Here is a 16,100-nt window from a genome sequence, read left to right as displayed (position 1 = left end):
GATTGATGCAAAGTTTGTGTGCGCGTCGTAGCTCTACTTGATTGAACAGCTCGCTGCAGTGCGGCTATTTATCGAGTAGGCGATGGCGTGCGCGTTCATGACTCAGTTCAGTAATCAGGAGAGAAAAATGACGGTTCGCGTCGCAATTAATGGCTATGGCCGGATCGGCCGCAATACGCTGCGCGCATTTTATGAAGCAGGCAAAACACATGATCTAGAAATTGTGGCGATCAATGATTTGGGTGATGCTAAAACAAATGCGCATTTGACGCAATATGATACGACGCACCGTCAATTCCCCGGTACCGTAGAAGTGCAGGGTGAAGATCTAGTGGTGAATGGCGATCGGATTCGAGTGCTGGCGCAGCGTGATCCGGCTGCTTTGCCGTGGGGCGCGCTCGGGGTGGATGTGGTGTTGGAATGCACCGGTTTTTTTACCAGCAAAGAAAAGGCCAGCGCTCATTTGCAAGGGGGCGCGAAGAAAGTCATTATTTCAGCACCAGGCGGTAAAGATGTCGATGCCACGATTGTGTATGGCGTGAACCATCAGACGCTAAAAAAAGAGCACACCGTCATTTCAAATGCCTCATGCACGACGAATTGCCTGGCTCCTCTGGTTAAACCTTTGCATGACACACTCGGTGTGGTTAATGGTTTGATGACGACCATTCACTCGTATACCAATGACCAGGTGTTGACGGACGTTTATCATGAAGATCTACGCCGCGCGCGCTCGGCAACACAAAACATGATTCCAGCTAAAACGGGGGCGGCTTCAGCGGTTGGCTTGGTATTGCCCGAACTCAATGGCAAGCTAGATGGCTTTGCCATTCGTGTGCCAACCATCAATGTCTCGATTGTTGATTTATCCTTTGTGGCAGCGCGTGATACAACTGTAGATGAAGTCAATGCAATCCTAAGAGAAGCGGCTGACGGTCCGTTAAAAGGTATCCTCGCCTATAACACACTGCCGCTGGTTTCGACCGATTTTAATCACCATTCAGCTTCATCAATTTTTGATGCGACGCTGACTAAAGTATCGGGCCGACTCGTTAAGGTCTCTAGCTGGTACGATAATGAATGGGGCTTCTCAAATCGAATGCTAGATACAGCAGTGGCGTTTGCGAAAGCGAAGTAAACCCGTTTGAATCTCAAGTATTCTCTATAAGTTGGTCCAGAGCGGCCAACTTAGTCATAAGATGCGAACAGTTCTTATTCATATGGCTGAGGATACCTGATGCAAAGCTTTACGCGTAATCTTTCCCGTTTATTTCCACACTCAAGTAGTACTCCATCTGTTGCGCAAGAACTGGCCTTTAAAGAAGAAAAAAAGGGTTGCTCGTCGTCATCGCGGAACCGACTAAGTGACTCACTAGGGGGGGATATAGGTCCAAAGGCTAGCCTGCCGAGAGCTAAAGAAACCAGATCAAAATTGAATGTTGCACAGCCAGGACCAGGTCCTAAGGCCAAAAGACCTTCATCTGTACTGAGCGCCGCGGAGTCTATCAGCGAGACAGCCTCTGTAAAAGAGGCGGGAGATGGCCATGAGCACGGCCACGGCGCGGTCATGGTTGATTTGGATGAGGCCGTACATGCAGTTTATATTCTGCTTAAAAAATTGATCGAAGCGGGGCGCGCGAGCGGTGATGAAACTCTGACGTGGTTTAAAGAGCTGCAAGAAGAAGCGGAATTATTAAAAAATGCCCCCCTTGAGCATGCCGCGCATCAAGTGAGTCCTACCGGCGGAGTGGATTTTGGTGTGTCCATGGGAAGCTCCGGCTTGATTTCTGTTCTAGCGCTGTTTGCCATCAGAGAGGGTCTACGTGCACGAAAAACCGCGGCTGCCGAGTATCGAGAAAAAAGCGGACAGGCACGTAAGCTAGGCAAAGAGATCAAGAAGCTGGACGGCCTCATTCAAGAAATAGAAAAACTGTTGCACACCGCAGAAATGCAGGATGCGTTGGGGGACGTCTGCGCGTTGGCTAAACAAACTAGGCTGTGTAAACATCAAAAACTGCAAGACACGCAGTTTTCACGTGAGATGAAACGTCTTGACAAAAAAATTGGTGGAGCTTCGCTTGCTTCAGGCAGTACCATTTTAGCTAAAGCGCTAGCAGAAAGTGTCACGCAAATTGGCTTAGCTGCCAGTGCCCATCAGCTTGATGTTGCTCAATTGATTGCGCAGGGTTTACTCACCAGTTCAGCTGCAACCACTGCAACAGCGGTTGGAACTGCTTCGACGCTGGTGTTGGGACCGGCAGCTGCGCTCGGAGCGACTGCGCTTGGCGCCTATTTTGTTAAAAAATCACGCAAGCAAAAGCAGCAGATCCAGCAAGGCAAGGCGAGTGTCGATGCTGCTTGGGCCAAATTGCGAGCAGACATTGAACGCGGCACCGCAGAGTTATCAGCAATCGACGACTATTTAAAATTTCTAGGTATCAAATTAGCTCAGCGTGAAGAGTTTGCAAAATCCTTTCTGAAATGGAATAGCGGTTTTCTAACGGGTAGCACCGTTTATGCTGGCAGTACATTGGCGAAGATGGGCCTCACAGTGGCTTCCTTAGCCGGTGCTGGCGCTGCGGCTAACCCAGTTGGCTTAGGCGTGTTACTGGCGGCCACCATTGCGGGTGGTTTAACCATGACGGTTTGTTCGCAGCAATTCTTACATAGCCATGATAAGCAAAAACGCTACGATGATTATCAAATTGAAGATGATCTTGAATTAGACAAGGATTTCCTAGCTACGGTAGATATTAAACATGAGCAAGGTGAAAAAAAAGGTCTTGAATTGCGGTCTCGTTTTTATCAGCAGGCTCAGGCACGCGAAACTGTGCGGCAGAATTTGCTTGCGCAGGTCGCATTAGAAAATCAAAAACGTTATCGATGGATTCCGTATTCAACGGATCGAGAAAAAACGGCTGAATCTGAAAAACCACCTGTTTCAAAGCTTTCTTCCTTTAAGAAGAGCTTATATGCACGTTGGCAAGCGAGCGCAGAATTTACGAAAAAACTAATCACTAGCCATGATTACAAAGCCGCCCGAGAAATCTATCAACAGGTCCGGGCTGAAAAACGCAGTGGCTTTGGCAAACGCACCTTGAAGCAGTGGCTGGACCAAGCGGGCAATGATGCCGCTCAGATTGCTTTCATGCAGCAGGCGCTAGGATTACAGCTCGCTTATCTAGAGCAAAAACATAAGGTACAGCTCGAGTTACGGTCGGCATATGTAAACGCGGGAGCCATCAAAAGTTTTGTTGAAGATGACAGTATTCAGATAGGTTTTGACAGCGATCTTCAAGTGCGTGACGAGTTAATGGAAGAACTTAAAGATTTAGCTGGCAAGGGGCTAGATATTCCTGAGGGGCTCAGTCTGCAACTCGCTCATTTTGAGCGTAAATGTGACGCCCAGTCAGATTTTCAGTTGGCATATCTGAACCAGGCCGACGCTCGCATCAATGTGGAAACCATCAAAAATTTTGTTGAAAATGAGGATATTCAGTTAGGTTTTCAAGGTAATTTCATAAGGCGTGATACGTTAAAGAGCGAAATTAAATCTCTAAACGATAGTCAGCAAGATATTCCTGAGGAGCTCAGCCTGCAACTCGCTCATCTGGAGCGTCAATGTGACTTGCAATTAGATTTACAGCTGGCGTATCTAAATTTAGACTCTATCGATACAAAACCCATTAATACTTTTCTTAAAGGCATTGAGACCCGCTTAGGATTTGAAAAGGGTATCAAGTTACATGACGAAGTAAGAAGCTTACTTAAAGAACTAGAGGAGAGTCGGCTCAAAGGGCAGGAGCGGTCACCAGAAAATCTACTCAGACTCAAAGAGTCCTTTATGCTTTTACAACAAGGACGGAGTTCTCGTTCTAGACAAAAGTTGTCAACTGAAACTGCCCAGCCAACCATCGACTGTAACCTGCGCTTTGCAGAATATTTATTGGAGATAGCGCCAAAACGCTATCGCGATTTACGCGGCAAACTGATTGGAACCGAAATTCAAGCGGCGCGATTACGCGAGTTGGCTGGCCAAAAATTGAATCCCGGTTCACAAACCAGTGAGGTGGTTCAAGCTAAGGCTAAGTCCTCGAATTCAAGCAAGCCTCAGATAGTAAGAACAGAAACGACAAATACGACAAATACGACTCTCGTTCAAAGTAGGCGGAGTTCGTTAACGCTAAACTCTGATGCTGATACGATAGATCGTGCTTCATCAGCAATGCTCAGTAAACCTAAGGGCAGGCAGTTGACACTGTCCGCCGAGTTAGAGGCATGGCATAGGTATTATGAGCCTTGGGTTGATTCTAAATTGATCTAATTAAGTCTTCTTATGCGGACAGTTTTCCTTACGGCAGGAACCATATAAAGAAAGCGAATGCTCATGCAAGACAAAGCCGAGGCTTTGGGCAATTATTTGCTGACGCCGTTCAATTTCGGAGTCGTAAAATTCCTCGACTAAACCACAGTCAACACAAAGCAAATGATCGTGATGCGTGCCTTCATTGAGCTCGAATACGGCTTTGCCCGATTCGAAGTTGCTGCGGGTCAGTAACCCCGCCTGTTCAAATTGCGTGAGCACTCGGTAAACTGTAGCCAGGCCAATATCGAGTTCTTCGGTAAGGAGGGTGCGGTACACATCTTCGGCGCTCAAATGCCGGATCGTGCTATTTTGAAAAATCTCGAGGATTTTTAGCCGTGGCAGCGTCGCTTTGAGGCCAATGCTTTTTAAATCGGAATGATTGCTCATGGTTAGCTACGAGTCACAAGTAAAGGGTACAATGCATATCTTTATGCATCAGAGATGAGTGGACCGAGTCATAATGTATGGCGCGAGAAAGCACCCTCTTTTTAAACGGATGAGTGGTTCATAGTCTTCGGTAGGTTATTCGTTCCAGCAACCTATTTAGTCAAAATTTTTAAAATGAAATTGTTTTTTTTCACGTTTAACCGCTTCAGCTCATTGGCTTTTCCGCAGACCATAAGACGACGGCCCCTGGCGCTAGCGTGTGCGATGTGGTTGGCGGCTTGTTCGACCTATAACGACACAACTCAACGGATTGCCCAGCACATTACACCCTACCAGATTACTGTGGTGCAGGGCAACTTTATTTCCCGTGAAGCTGTCGCTAAATTGCAAGTTGGCATGCCGCGAGAGCACGTGCGCGCAGTGCTAGGCACGCCGCTTTTAATCGATACTTTTCATCCACATCAGTGGGATTATATTTTTTACTTTAAGCGTGGCGCAACTGAAGTGGTGCAGCGTCGCCATTTGGCAGTCTATTTTGAGCGTGATCAGTTATCGCGCTGGGTAGGCGGCGAAGATTTGCCTTCCGAAAATGAATTACTCGCTGAAATTGACGGCGACCGGCGCGCTAACACGCGTAGTAAACAGAACGCATCTGCGCGTTCGCCACGTGCTGATAACCCATGAGCGCGCTTAAAATTGCGCTCGCGGGTGCTTCCGGTCGCATGGGGCGGATGCTGATTGAGACCGTGCTTGCTACGCCCAGCGTGCAGTTGGTTGGGGTTTATGAACGCGCCAATAGTGCGCTGATAGGGCAAGACGCGGGGGCTTTTTTAGGCCAATGCACAGGCGTGAGCGTTTCGAATGAAATGCACACGGTGTTAGCGGCGGCTGACTGTTTGATCGACTTTACGCGTCCGGAAGGTACGCTGGCCCACTTACCAGTAGCCGCTGAACATGGCGTGAAGTTAGTGATTGGAACCACGGGTTTTACACCTGCGCAACGCGCCGAGATTGAAGCGGCCGCGAGTAGAGTGCCGATTGTATTCGCGCCGAATATGAGCGTTGGTGTGAATGTGACGTTTAAGCTGCTTGAGCTTGCCGCACGTTTTTTAGCGAGCGATTACGATATTGAAATTATTGAGGCGCATCACCGGCATAAAGTCGATGCGCCATCAGGCACGGCCCTTAAAATGGGCGAGATCGTCGCGCAGGCATTAGGCCGTGATTTGGCGGAAGTGGCGGTATATGGCCGTGAAGGCGTGACCGGAGAACGCACATCTTCAACCATTGGTTTTGCCACAGTGCGCGGCGGCGATATTGTGGGCGACCATACGGTCCTTTTTGCGGGTCCTGGCGAGCGGATTGAAATTACGCATAAATCAGCTAGCCGCCTGAGCTATGCTCAAGGCGCGCTACGGGCCGCACATTTTCTGGCGGATAAGCCCAATGGCCTATTTGATATGCAAGATGTGCTGGGGCTGCGTTAATTAAGCTGTAATCAGTATAGTCATCGCTTACGCTGCGGGTGCAGCGGCTATGCGACTTCATGCAATTTCCCATTTACTTTATTGAAAATTTTACCCCTTATGCAAGAAAAGTATATTCCTGCCGAGGTTGAATCGGCGATGCAGCGTCATTGGGCGCAACACAATGTATACCAGGCAAACGAAGCTGCGCCCCGGGACAAGAAGTTTTATTGCGTATCGATGCTACCTTATCCTTCTGGCAAGCTGCATATGGGGCATGTGCGCAACTATACAATCAATGATGTGATGGCCCGCTATCTGCGGATGAAGGGCTTTAATGTATTGATGCCGATGGGCTGGGATGCTTTTGGCATGCCAGCGGAAAATGCCGCAATGGCGAATGGTGTGGCGCCTGCGCAATGGACCTATGACAACATTGCCTATATGAAAAAGCAGATGCAGGCGATCGGACTAGCTATAGATTGGTCGCGTGAAATTGCAACCTGCGAGCCAGATTACTACAAATGGAATCAGTGGCTGTTTTTAAAGATGTTAGAGGCGGGAATTGTTTATAAAAAAACCGGCACGGTGAATTGGGACCCCGTTGACCAAACTGTATTGGCGAATGAACAAGTCATCGATGGCCGTGGCTGGCGCTCAGGCGCGTTAGTGGAAAAACGCGAAATTCCAATGTACTACATGCGGATCACGCAATATGCGCAAGAGCTATTAGATGCGCTTGATGATCTGGGCTGGCCTGAGCGGGTTAAGCTGATGCAACAAAATTGGCTGGGTAAGAGTGTCGGGGTCAATATTAGCTTCCCATATCAACTCGATGGAGAGCACAAACAGTTACGGGTTTTTACAACCCGTGCCGATACTCTAATGGGGGTTACGTTTTGCGCGATAGCTGCGGAACATCCGTTAGCGCTGCGTCTGGCGCAAAAGCGTCCAGAATTACAGGCCTTTATAGAGGCCTGCAAATTAGGGGGCAGCGCAGAAGCTGACTTGGCAACGCTCGAGAAAAAAGGCATTGCTACGGGGTTTTTTGTTCAGCATCCTCTGAGCGGGGAAGAGATTGAAGTATGGCTTGGTAATTACGTATTAATGAGTTATGGCGAAGGCGCAGTCATGGGCGTGCCGGCCCACGATGAACGCGATTTCGCTTTTGCGCTTAAGTATGGGTTGCCGATTAAGCAAGTCATTGCAGTCAATCAGCAACCTTACTCTAATACTCATTGGGCCGCTTGGTATGCAGAGAAAGAAAATGGCATCTGTGTGAATAGTGGGAAATACGATGGTTTAGCTTATGAGCCGGCCGTCCAAGCGATGGTGGCTGATTTAAGCGAACGCGGTCTGGGTGAGCAGCGTGTGGTTTGGCGTTTGCGTGATTGGGGGATTTCTCGGCAGCGTTATTGGGGGACGCCGATTCCCCTGATTCATTGCGCGGCATGTGGAGAGGTGCCGGTTCCCGAGGCGGATTTACCGGTTGTACTGCCGGAGGATCTCGTGCCAGATGGCAGCGGAAATCCGCTGGCCAAATCAGCTGCTTTTGTGAATTGTAGTTGCCCTAAATGTGGTGCGCCCGCGCGCCGTGAAACCGACACGCTAGACACCTTTGTTGATTCATCTTGGTATTTCTTACGCTATACCTGCCCGGCTGCGCAAATAGGTGGCAAACCGTCGATGATTGATGCGCGCACTGAGTATTGGATGCCAATGGATCAATATATCGGCGGCATTGAACATGCGATTTTGCATCTGTTGTATTCGCGCTTTTGGACCAAAGTGATGCGGGATCTCGGTTTGGTAACATTTTCTGAGCCGATTAAGAACTTGCTAACGCAAGGCATGGTGCTAAACGAAACTTTTTATCGTGAGAATGCTACGGGTAAGCGGATTTGGTTTAATCCGACTGAAGTCACCTTGCATCGTGATAGTAAAGGCCGAGCTTGTGGTGCGACGCTCAACACGGATGGGCTGCCGGTTGAGATAGGGGGCATTGAAAAAATGTCTAAATCAAAGCATAACGGAGTCGACCCACAATCCTTGATCGATCAATATGGTGCAGATACGGCGCGCTTATTTACAATGTTTGCCGCTCCGCCCGAGCAACAGCTTGAGTGGTCAAGTGCAGGGGTGGATGGCGCGAGTCGCTTTTTGCGTAGGCTGTGGGCCTTTGGCTATGCACAGGCTGAGTCAATGGCGCGCGCCGCCGCAGTACATTCCGGTGCGCTAACGGCTAGCCCATACTTAACTCATTTAACTGAGCCACAAAAAGCGTTGCGCCGCGACATTTATCGCATTTTGAAACAAGCTGAATTTGATTATCAGCGTGTTCAATACAATACAGTTGTCTCAGCGGCGATGAAAATGCTGAAGGCGCTTGAAGCTGCGGTAGACGCTCAAACGCACGAAAACACAGAAATGTGGAGCCTAGTGGTGCGTGAGGGATATGGAATTTTGTTGCGTATACTATACCCAGTAGTGCCGCATATTGGCTGCACCTTGTGGGATGGACTCGAGTTTAACGCTGAATTTGGCCGTACTTTATTAGATGCACCCTGGCCCGAAGTGGATGAAAGTGCGCTGGAGGCGATGCAAAGTGAGTTAGTGTTGCAAATCAATGGCAAGGTGCGAGGCGCGCTGACCGTTGCAAAAGAGGCTTCCCGTGCTGAAATTGAGCAAGCGGCGCTGGATCATGAGATATTTAAGCGCTTTAGCAATGGACAGCTGCCAAAGAAAATTGTGCTAGTGCCAGGGCGCCTTGTCAACCTAGTGATTTAAAGAGGTTTTTATGATGAGCGTCCGCTTGGCTGCAGTGCCGATGGTCTTGATCATGTTGCTAGCTGCTTGCGGTTTTCAGCTGAAGGGACGGCAGGATTATGCTTTCAAGCGCCTTTATATCGAGCCTTCTGGTATGGTGAGTTCGTCCATGACTGCGCGTTTAAAACGCATGATTCAGGCTGGCAGCGATACGCTTGTAGTCGATGAAGTGCGCGATGCCGGGGTGATTTTATCCATCTCGACTTCGCGCAATCAGCGCGCTTTAAGTTTGACTGCCCAAGGGGTGGTTGAAGAATATGAGCTGGTTAGCACCGTGACTTATGCATTAACGAGCACAGATGGCATGGTATTGGTTCCATCCAGTATGATGCGACTCAATCGGTCAATGACATATAGTGACCGCTACACACTCGCTAAGCAAACTGAAACTGAATTGCTGTATCGTGATATGGAAAATGACGCCATTGATCAATTAATGCGGCGCTTGGCTTTGGTCAATGCACTTAAACCTGTCAACGAGTCTGTGCCGGTAGTGCAACCGCGTGCGCCATTACCGCCGCCGCCGCTTTAAGTGACCTAGCAATAATCGATTGCGCTTAAGACAACACACTTATGCAACTGCGTGCTGATTCTCTCACGCGCCATTTACGTAACGAGCTTGCAAGACTCTATATCGTGTTTGGCGATGAGCCTCTTCTGGTACAGGAAGCGCTGGACGAAATCCGCGCCGCGGCCCGCGCTGCGGCCCGCGCTGCGGATTACACTCAACGCTCTATTTTTACAGTAGAGCGTGGTTTTGACTGGAGCTTAATGCTTGGTGTAAGTCAATCGATGTCGCTTTTTGGTGAGCGTCAATTGCTTGAATTACACCTCCCGAGCGGCAAGCCGGGCAAAGAGGGGGGGGAAGTTCTAAAAAGACTCGCTGCCGAGTCCTCGCCAGACAGGGTGATTTTGATCATCTTGCCGAGACTGGATGCCGCCACACAAAAAACCGGGTGGTTTACCGCTTTGCTCGAAGCTGGCATGGCGCTCCGCATTGATCGTATCGAGCGCGCGGCGCTGCCAGCATGGATCCGCCAGCGCTTAGCCGCTCAGGGCCAAAAGGTAGCGTCTGGCGAGGCCGGTCAGCGCACACTGCAGTTGATGGTAGAACGGGTCGAAGGTAATTTACTTGCCGCGCATCAAGAAATTCAAAAGCTTGGGTTGATCTATCCGCCAGGTGAATTGAGTGCTGAGCAAATCTGTGATGCGATATTAAACGTTGCGCGTTACGATGTTTTTAAACTGAGTGAGGCTATGTTAGCTGGCGATGTGCGCCGGCTCACCAGCATGCTAGAAGGTTTGCGTGGCGAAGGCGAAGCGCCTATGCTGGTATTATGGGTCTTGGTTGAGGAGCTACGCACGCTTTTACTGCTTAAACGTGGAATCGCAGCTGGCCGGCCGCTGCCGCAACTGTTGCGTGAGCAGCGCGTATGGGGTCCGCGCGAAAAACTCATTGGGGCTGCGTTAGCGCGTTTGAACGAAGCGGCGCTGCTGGCGGGCTTAGCGTTTGCGGCGCGCCTAGATCGCCAACTCAAAGGGCTTGTAAAACTTTGGGCAACCGAATCGCGTAGCGCTTTGCTGCCAGCAGATCCGTGGCACGGCCTGTTTGAGCTAGCCATGAGCGTAGCGCGGCCCAATCAATCAAAAAATGGTTTTTATGGATCTTGATCACTACATGACCAACCTCGGTCAACGCGCGCGTACAGCCTCACGAGTGATGGCGCGCGCGACAACCGCCGCGAAGAATAATGCGCTGGAAACGATTGCTTCTATGCTTGAGCAAGACATCGCGTTATTAAAAGAAGCCAATCAACATGATTGCGCGCAGGCTCAAGCAAAAGGCTTGGATGCCGCCTTTATTGATCGCCTTACGTTATCTGATGCAGCGCTGCGCACCATGATTACGGGCTTGCGGCAGGTGCTTTCATTACCGGATCCAGTGGGCGAAATCAGTGAACTTAAATCCCGTCCGACGGGGATTCAGGTCGGTCGAATGCGGGTGCCCCTTGGCGTGATTGGGATCATTTATGAAGCGCGTCCTAACGTCACCATTGATGCCGCCGCGCTGTGCCTAAAGGCGGGCAATGCGGTGATCTTGCGCGGTGGCTCAGAGGCGCTACAGAGTAATTTGGCGCTGGCGCGCTCAATCAGTGCTGGCTTGGCGGCAGCGGGTTTGCCCGCTGATGCGGTGCAACTGGTTGCCACAGCGGAGCGTGCCGCCGTGGGCAAGTTGGCGACCATGACTGAATATATCGACGTGCTTGTGCCGCGTGGCGGCAAGGGTCTGATTGAGCGCCTGATGCGTGAAGCCCGCGTGCCAATGATTAAACATCTAGATGGCGTGTGTCATGTATATATCGATAACGCTGTGGATCTGAACAAGGCGTTGCGGGTTTGTGACAATGCCAAGACGCAACGCTACGGTACATGTAATACGATGGAAACATTACTGGTTGCAGCCAGTATAGCGCCCCAAATTTTGCCCCCACTTTGTCGCTTATATCAGGATAAGGCCGTCGCATTACGCGTCTGTGCACAAAGTCGGGCCGTGCTTGAGCAAGCAGGGATTGGCTCTCTGACTAACGCAACCGAGGCCGATTGGCGCACCGAATATCTTGCGCCGATTCTTGCGATTCGGATGGTTGACGATTTAGATGCGGCAATTGACCATATTAATACTTATGGCTCAGCGCATACCGATGCAATTGTGACCGAAGATTATGATCATGCCCAACGTTTTTTGCGTGAAGTAGACTCGGCAAGTGTTATCGTGAATGCTTCAACGCGCTTTGCTGATGGCTTTGAATACGGACTAGGCGCGGAAATTGGCATCTCAAATGACAAGCTGCACGCGCGTGGGCCGGTTGGTCTAGAAGGTTTAACTTCATTAAAGTATATTGTCTTAGGTCATGGCGAAGGACGGAACTAAAAAACGGGGAAATAGGGTAAAACGTATGATGTTTTGTCCGTTTGAACCGGAATATTCCGCTATCTGAAATGACTGCAAAACTAATATGCCGCTGTGGTCAGCGGTCTGGCATAATATCCAGCCTGGTTATCTTTGCTATGTGTCGTGCGGCAATTTATGTCTGACAGCCTACGGTTATTGTAAAACCTGTCAGTTGGCCTCTTTTTCTAAAAAATACTCATGCTTTGGATTAAATCGTTCCATCTCGTTTTTGTTGTATCGTGGTTTGCGGGCTTGGCCTATCTGCCGCGTATTTATATGAACCTCGCACAAGAAACCGAGCCCGCAGCAGTCAAACGTCTGCTGCTGATGGCTCGTAAGCTCTTTCGCTTTATGACGATTATTGCGGTGCCCGCGCTTAGCTTCGGACTTTGGTTATGGTTGGTGGTTGGCATTGGCCTTGAAGGCCCAGGCAATGGCTGGATGCACGCGAAGCTAAGTATCGTTGCGCTTTTGATCGCGTATCATATTACCTGCGGTAAATTGCTGGCCGCGTTCGAGCAAGGGCGCAATAAGCGTAACCCATGCTGGTATCGCGGATTGAGTGAGTTGCCGGTATTAGGTTTGCTGGCAGTCGTACTTTTGGTGATTTTTAAACCGTTTTAAACCGTTTTGCATGTGACAAGCGGCATTGTGCTGAAAAAATAAGCTGCCTTTGGGCAGCTTATCGAAAATCATTTAAAAAATATTTAGCACACCACAATCCAGAAAAGATAAATGTGCTTAGGAATTTTCGGGGTTTGAAGAATTCTCTGTACGTGTTTCACCACACTCCGCTCAAAATGATGTTTTAGGCTAAATACCTTTGGCTAAAATGCGCAGGGAAACAAAAGAGGTGTACCGTGAGCTATTGCCTGTAATCTGTTCAAATCTATAATTTTCAGAAATGCAATAAAAAGGAAAATAAACGATGATGATCAACTCCGTGGGGGCAAGCTCTTCAAGCGCGCGTCCAAGCGCATCCGTGGTTTCGCCAAGCTGTAAAGCAACTGGCGGAGTATCAAACAACAATCGATTGAAGCGTAGCGAAAGGCCCCGAAGGAGCTTTTGCTACGCTATGAGTACAACATGTAAAAGTGAATGAGAGCCAATTCCATCGCTGGTTAGCGCTACCCTAATTTGTTTGAAATGGCATCTAAGATGCTTTACGTAATTCACGCGGGGTAAATCTAATCACCGAATGGGTTGGATCTGACCTGATATCGGTAGGAATTTCCCCTTTTTCCTCAAAGAAAAAACGTTTCTCTCCAAAAGCCGGGACTAAGTCATCTAACCAAGTCGCCTTGGGATCAAATTTGGCATAAAACGGCCGACGCACCCAGTCTGGGTTGCGCGCTTGTAGAAACTGTAGAGCAAACACTTTTTCGTTATGAATATTAACGATGCCATCGATTGCCACTTTACCCGGGAAAGCGCTCATGGACGGTCCGCGCACAGTACGAGCTAGGCCGGAGACGCTTTGATAAGCGGCCTGAAAAATCTCATAAGCTTTGGCGAGCGGCAATTGAAAATATTCATGCGGCCCAGTATCGCGCTCAACAAACATATAGTATGGAATCGCCCCTAGACGAACGCCTAAGGTCCATAATTCGGCCCATGCTTTAGCATCATCATTGATGTGGCGAATCAGCGGAGATTGCATACGCACTGTCGCGCCAGTTGAAAGAATACGTTTTAAGGCTTTTTGGGCAATCTCTTGACGTAATTCAATCGGGTGATTGTAGTGCCCCATCAGCGCTAAATTCTTGCCTGCTTTTACAACTTTCTCAAAAAGCCGCAATAAATCGTCAGCGTCTTTATCGGTCACAAAACGATGTGGCCAATAGGCAACCGATTTGGTGCCAATCCGAATATTCTGAATATGAGCCAGCTCTGCATCCAGTAGCGGTTCAATATACTCGGTGAGCGAGCGAGTATTCATAATGAGTGGATCACCTCCGGTAATCAACACATCGGTGACTTCTTTATGCTGCTTTAGATAAGCGGTGAGTTCGTTTGACTCTCTTGCATCGAATTTAAGTCCTTCCATGCCAACAAATTGTGGCCAACGGAAGCAGAACGTGCAATAAGCATGGCAGGTTTGCCCAGCGCTGGGGAAAAACAACACGGTCTCTTTATATTTATGTTGTAGGCCTTGTATCGGAGCGCCATCTAGCAAGGGGACGTTGTGCGTCATTTGACCGGCTGGATGCGGATTCATCTGCAAGCGAATTTTTTTTACTTGCGCTTCAATGGCCGCCTCATCTTTTTTAATCAGCACTAAGTCTCTGAGCTGAGCGTACTCTGCGGGCGGCAACATCGTTTGATGAGGAAACGTGAGGCGATAAATTGGATCATCTGGCACGCGATCCCAATCAATCAGTTCGCTCATCACGTATTGATTTGTGCGAAAGGGGAGTACGCGCGAAACAACAAGCACCGCCTCGCGCAGCTCAAGCGGAATTTTCTCCCATTGCGGTGATTGCTGGATCGATTGACGCGTATAGGGTTTAAATTTTGGTGGAGTTAAAACCTCTTGAGTCATGATATACACCCCTATTTGGTCTGATTTTTTTAAACATTGCGCTTAATTTAGCTTAATCCTGTGGCAACTTAGGCGCCTCGTGGTGACGGTTGACAAATACACCCGTCAGCGCCACAACGACCGCTAATGCTGCCGTAATGATCATCTCCATACGGTGATTCGGCTGGATAAACATGGCAATTAAAATAATAATAATTGCCACAATTACAATCCAAGTTAGCCATGGAAAGAGCCACATCTTAAGTTTTAGCTGATTGCCATTAGCGAGTAAGCGTGTGCGCAAACGCAGTTGAGAAATGGCGATCACCAAATAAACCAGCAAGCCGATGGCGCCTGAAGTCGCAAGCAAGAAAGTAAATACTTGCTTAGGCATCAAATAATTTGCAATGACCGTTAAAAAAGCTACGGCGGTAGAGGCTAACACGGCTAATGCTGGCACGCCATTGCGCGTGGTGCGTTGGATCGCCGCAGGAGCGTCGCCGCGCTGGCTAAGCGAAAAAATCATCCTGGAGGCGGTGTATAAAGCGGAATTGAGGCAGCTAATTAATGCGATGAAGACAATCACATCCACTAGCGCTTTGGCGTAGGGGATATTAATTAATTCAAGCACCCGCTGATACGCGCCGATTTCTGGCAAGAGCGGATCGTCCCATGGCACCAACGCAATCACGACAAAAAGAGAGGCTAAATAGAAGATGCTGATACGCCAGATGACAGAATTAGTGGCTCGGGTGATTTGCCGGACAGGGTTTTTAGATTCCACCGCCGCAATGGTCGAGACTTCTGCGCCAAATAAGCTGAACATGGCGATGACCATGGCCCCAAGAACCGCCTCGAAGCCGTTTGGCGCAAAGCCCCCCACGGTACTGAAGAGCGCATCCATGCCGCTCACACTGCTTGCTGGGAAGAGGCCCATGATAGCGCCTAAGCCAATGCAGATAAAGGTAATAATGGCCGTTACTTTGATCAATGCAAACCAGAATTCAAGCTCGCCATAATAGGCGACTTTTAATAAATTACTGAGAGTCAAAACAGCGGTGATGGCTAAAGCAAAGATCCAAGTCGCCGTGTTTGGAAACCATGAATGTAAAATAATGGCTGCGGCAGTTGCTTCTAGCGGAATCACTAAAACTTTACGCCACCAATAAAGCCAGCCAATAGTAAAACCCGCCCACCGGCCAATCGCATGATCGGCATAAGTAGAAAATGAGCCTGTATCTGGCAAAGCCACCGCCATTTCGCCTAACATCCGCATGACCAATAAAACCAGTGCCCCTGAAATCAGGTACGCAATGATTACCGCAGGCCCAGCCGCGGCAATTGCATGTCCAGAGCCAACAAATAAACCCGCACCAATTACGCCTCCAATCGAAAGCATTGCAACGTGGCGTTCCTTGAGTCCAGTATCGAGAGTACCGCGAGCTGTTGATGTGGCCGTTCGGCCGCTCAGTGCTTTGGTCATGCCTTTTTTCAATTTCTACTCCAATATTTTGAACATCCCGCTAGAATCACCAAGGTTTTTCTAACGCTAAATTAACCAGAGCCTTCCAAACCAGATAG

13 protein-coding genes are annotated in these 16,100 nt (G+C 49.1%); 9 read left to right on the top strand and 4 right to left on the bottom strand.

Annotation, left to right across the window (positions count from 1 at the left end):
• Positions 1-127 precede the first annotated feature (127 nt).
• Positions 128-1,138 (top strand): type I glyceraldehyde-3-phosphate dehydrogenase, encoded by a 1,011-nt coding sequence (gap, locus tag MPB2EB_RS07030; protein ID WP_185181623.1) that lies wholly within the window; start codon positions 128-130, stop codon positions 1,136-1,138.
• A gap of 294 nt (positions 1,139-1,432) precedes the next feature.
• On the top strand, positions 1,433-4,324 hold the full coding sequence (locus MPB2EB_RS07025) for a hypothetical protein (protein WP_185181622.1): 2,892 nt from the start codon (positions 1,433-1,435) through the stop codon (positions 4,322-4,324).
• Here the strand turns inward: MPB2EB_RS07025 and fur are convergent, their stop codons facing one another.
• Positions 4,325-4,753: a ferric iron uptake transcriptional regulator gene (gene fur / locus MPB2EB_RS07020; protein ID WP_185181621.1), complete on the bottom strand. Its 429-nt coding sequence runs from the start codon at positions 4,751-4,753 to the stop codon at positions 4,325-4,327.
• A gap of 174 nt (positions 4,754-4,927) precedes the next feature.
• On the opposite strand from fur, the gene MPB2EB_RS07015 reads away from it, so the two are divergent.
• The 7 genes from MPB2EB_RS07015 (at position 4,928) to MPB2EB_RS06985 (ending at position 12,622) form a co-directional block, all read left to right on the top strand.
• Positions 4,928-5,437, top strand: a complete 510-nt coding sequence (locus tag MPB2EB_RS07015) for an outer membrane protein assembly factor BamE (RefSeq protein ID WP_370576594.1) — start codon at positions 4,928-4,930, stop codon at positions 5,435-5,437.
• On the top strand, positions 5,434-6,240 hold the full coding sequence (gene dapB, locus MPB2EB_RS07010) for a 4-hydroxy-tetrahydrodipicolinate reductase (RefSeq protein ID WP_185181620.1): 807 nt from the start codon (positions 5,434-5,436) through the stop codon (positions 6,238-6,240). Before MPB2EB_RS07015 ends, dapB begins: the two co-directional genes overlap by 4 nt.
• A 99-nt stretch (positions 6,241-6,339) precedes the next feature.
• A complete protein-coding gene (gene leuS / locus MPB2EB_RS07005; protein ID WP_185181619.1) occupies positions 6,340-9,006 on the top strand; it encodes a leucine--tRNA ligase in 2,667 nt (888 codons plus the stop codon).
• 13 nt (positions 9,007-9,019) lie between these two features.
• Entirely contained in the window at positions 9,020-9,577 is a 558-nt protein-coding gene (gene lptE, locus MPB2EB_RS07000) for an LPS assembly lipoprotein LptE (protein ID WP_232534518.1), read from the top strand.
• A 41-nt stretch (positions 9,578-9,618) separates the two neighbouring features.
• Positions 9,619-10,716 carry a DNA polymerase III subunit delta gene (gene holA, locus MPB2EB_RS06995; RefSeq protein ID WP_185181618.1) on the top strand — a complete coding sequence of 366 codons (1,098 nt, stop codon included), beginning with the start codon at positions 9,619-9,621 and terminating at the stop codon, positions 10,714-10,716.
• On the top strand, positions 10,706-11,977 hold the full coding sequence (locus MPB2EB_RS06990; RefSeq protein ID WP_185181617.1) for a glutamate-5-semialdehyde dehydrogenase: 1,272 nt from the start codon (positions 10,706-10,708) through the stop codon (positions 11,975-11,977). The genes holA and MPB2EB_RS06990 overlap by 11 nt, the downstream gene beginning before the upstream one ends.
• A 219-nt stretch (positions 11,978-12,196) precedes the next feature.
• Positions 12,197-12,622 carry a CopD family protein gene (locus MPB2EB_RS06985; RefSeq protein WP_185181616.1) on the top strand — a complete coding sequence of 142 codons (426 nt, stop codon included), beginning with the start codon at positions 12,197-12,199 and terminating at the stop codon, positions 12,620-12,622.
• Positions 12,623-12,811: 189 nt separating this feature from the next.
• On the opposite strand, the gene MPB2EB_RS06980 is transcribed toward MPB2EB_RS06985, so the two are convergent.
• From MPB2EB_RS06980 to MPB2EB_RS06970, 3 genes are all read right to left on the bottom strand, one after another.
• The gene (locus MPB2EB_RS06980) at positions 12,812-13,024 is read right to left on the bottom strand and encodes a hypothetical protein (RefSeq protein ID WP_185181615.1); all 213 of its coding nucleotides are present in this window, start codon (positions 13,022-13,024) and stop codon (positions 12,812-12,814) included.
• A 127-nt stretch (positions 13,025-13,151) separates the two neighbouring features.
• Complete coding sequence (locus MPB2EB_RS06975) at positions 13,152-14,540, bottom strand: KamA family radical SAM protein (protein ID WP_185181614.1); 1,389 nt, start codon at positions 14,538-14,540, stop codon at positions 13,152-13,154.
• A 52-nt stretch (positions 14,541-14,592) separates the two neighbouring features.
• Complete coding sequence (locus MPB2EB_RS06970; protein ID WP_185181613.1) at positions 14,593-16,002, bottom strand: amino acid permease; 1,410 nt, start codon at positions 16,000-16,002, stop codon at positions 14,593-14,595.
• Between the last annotated feature and the right edge of the window lie 98 nt (positions 16,003-16,100).

It is taken from the genome of Mycoavidus sp. B2-EB (genome assembly GCF_014218255.1).
GTDB lineage: Bacteria > Pseudomonadota > Gammaproteobacteria > Burkholderiales > Burkholderiaceae > Mycoavidus.
This window is presented reverse-complemented; position numbering and strand designations above follow the sequence as displayed.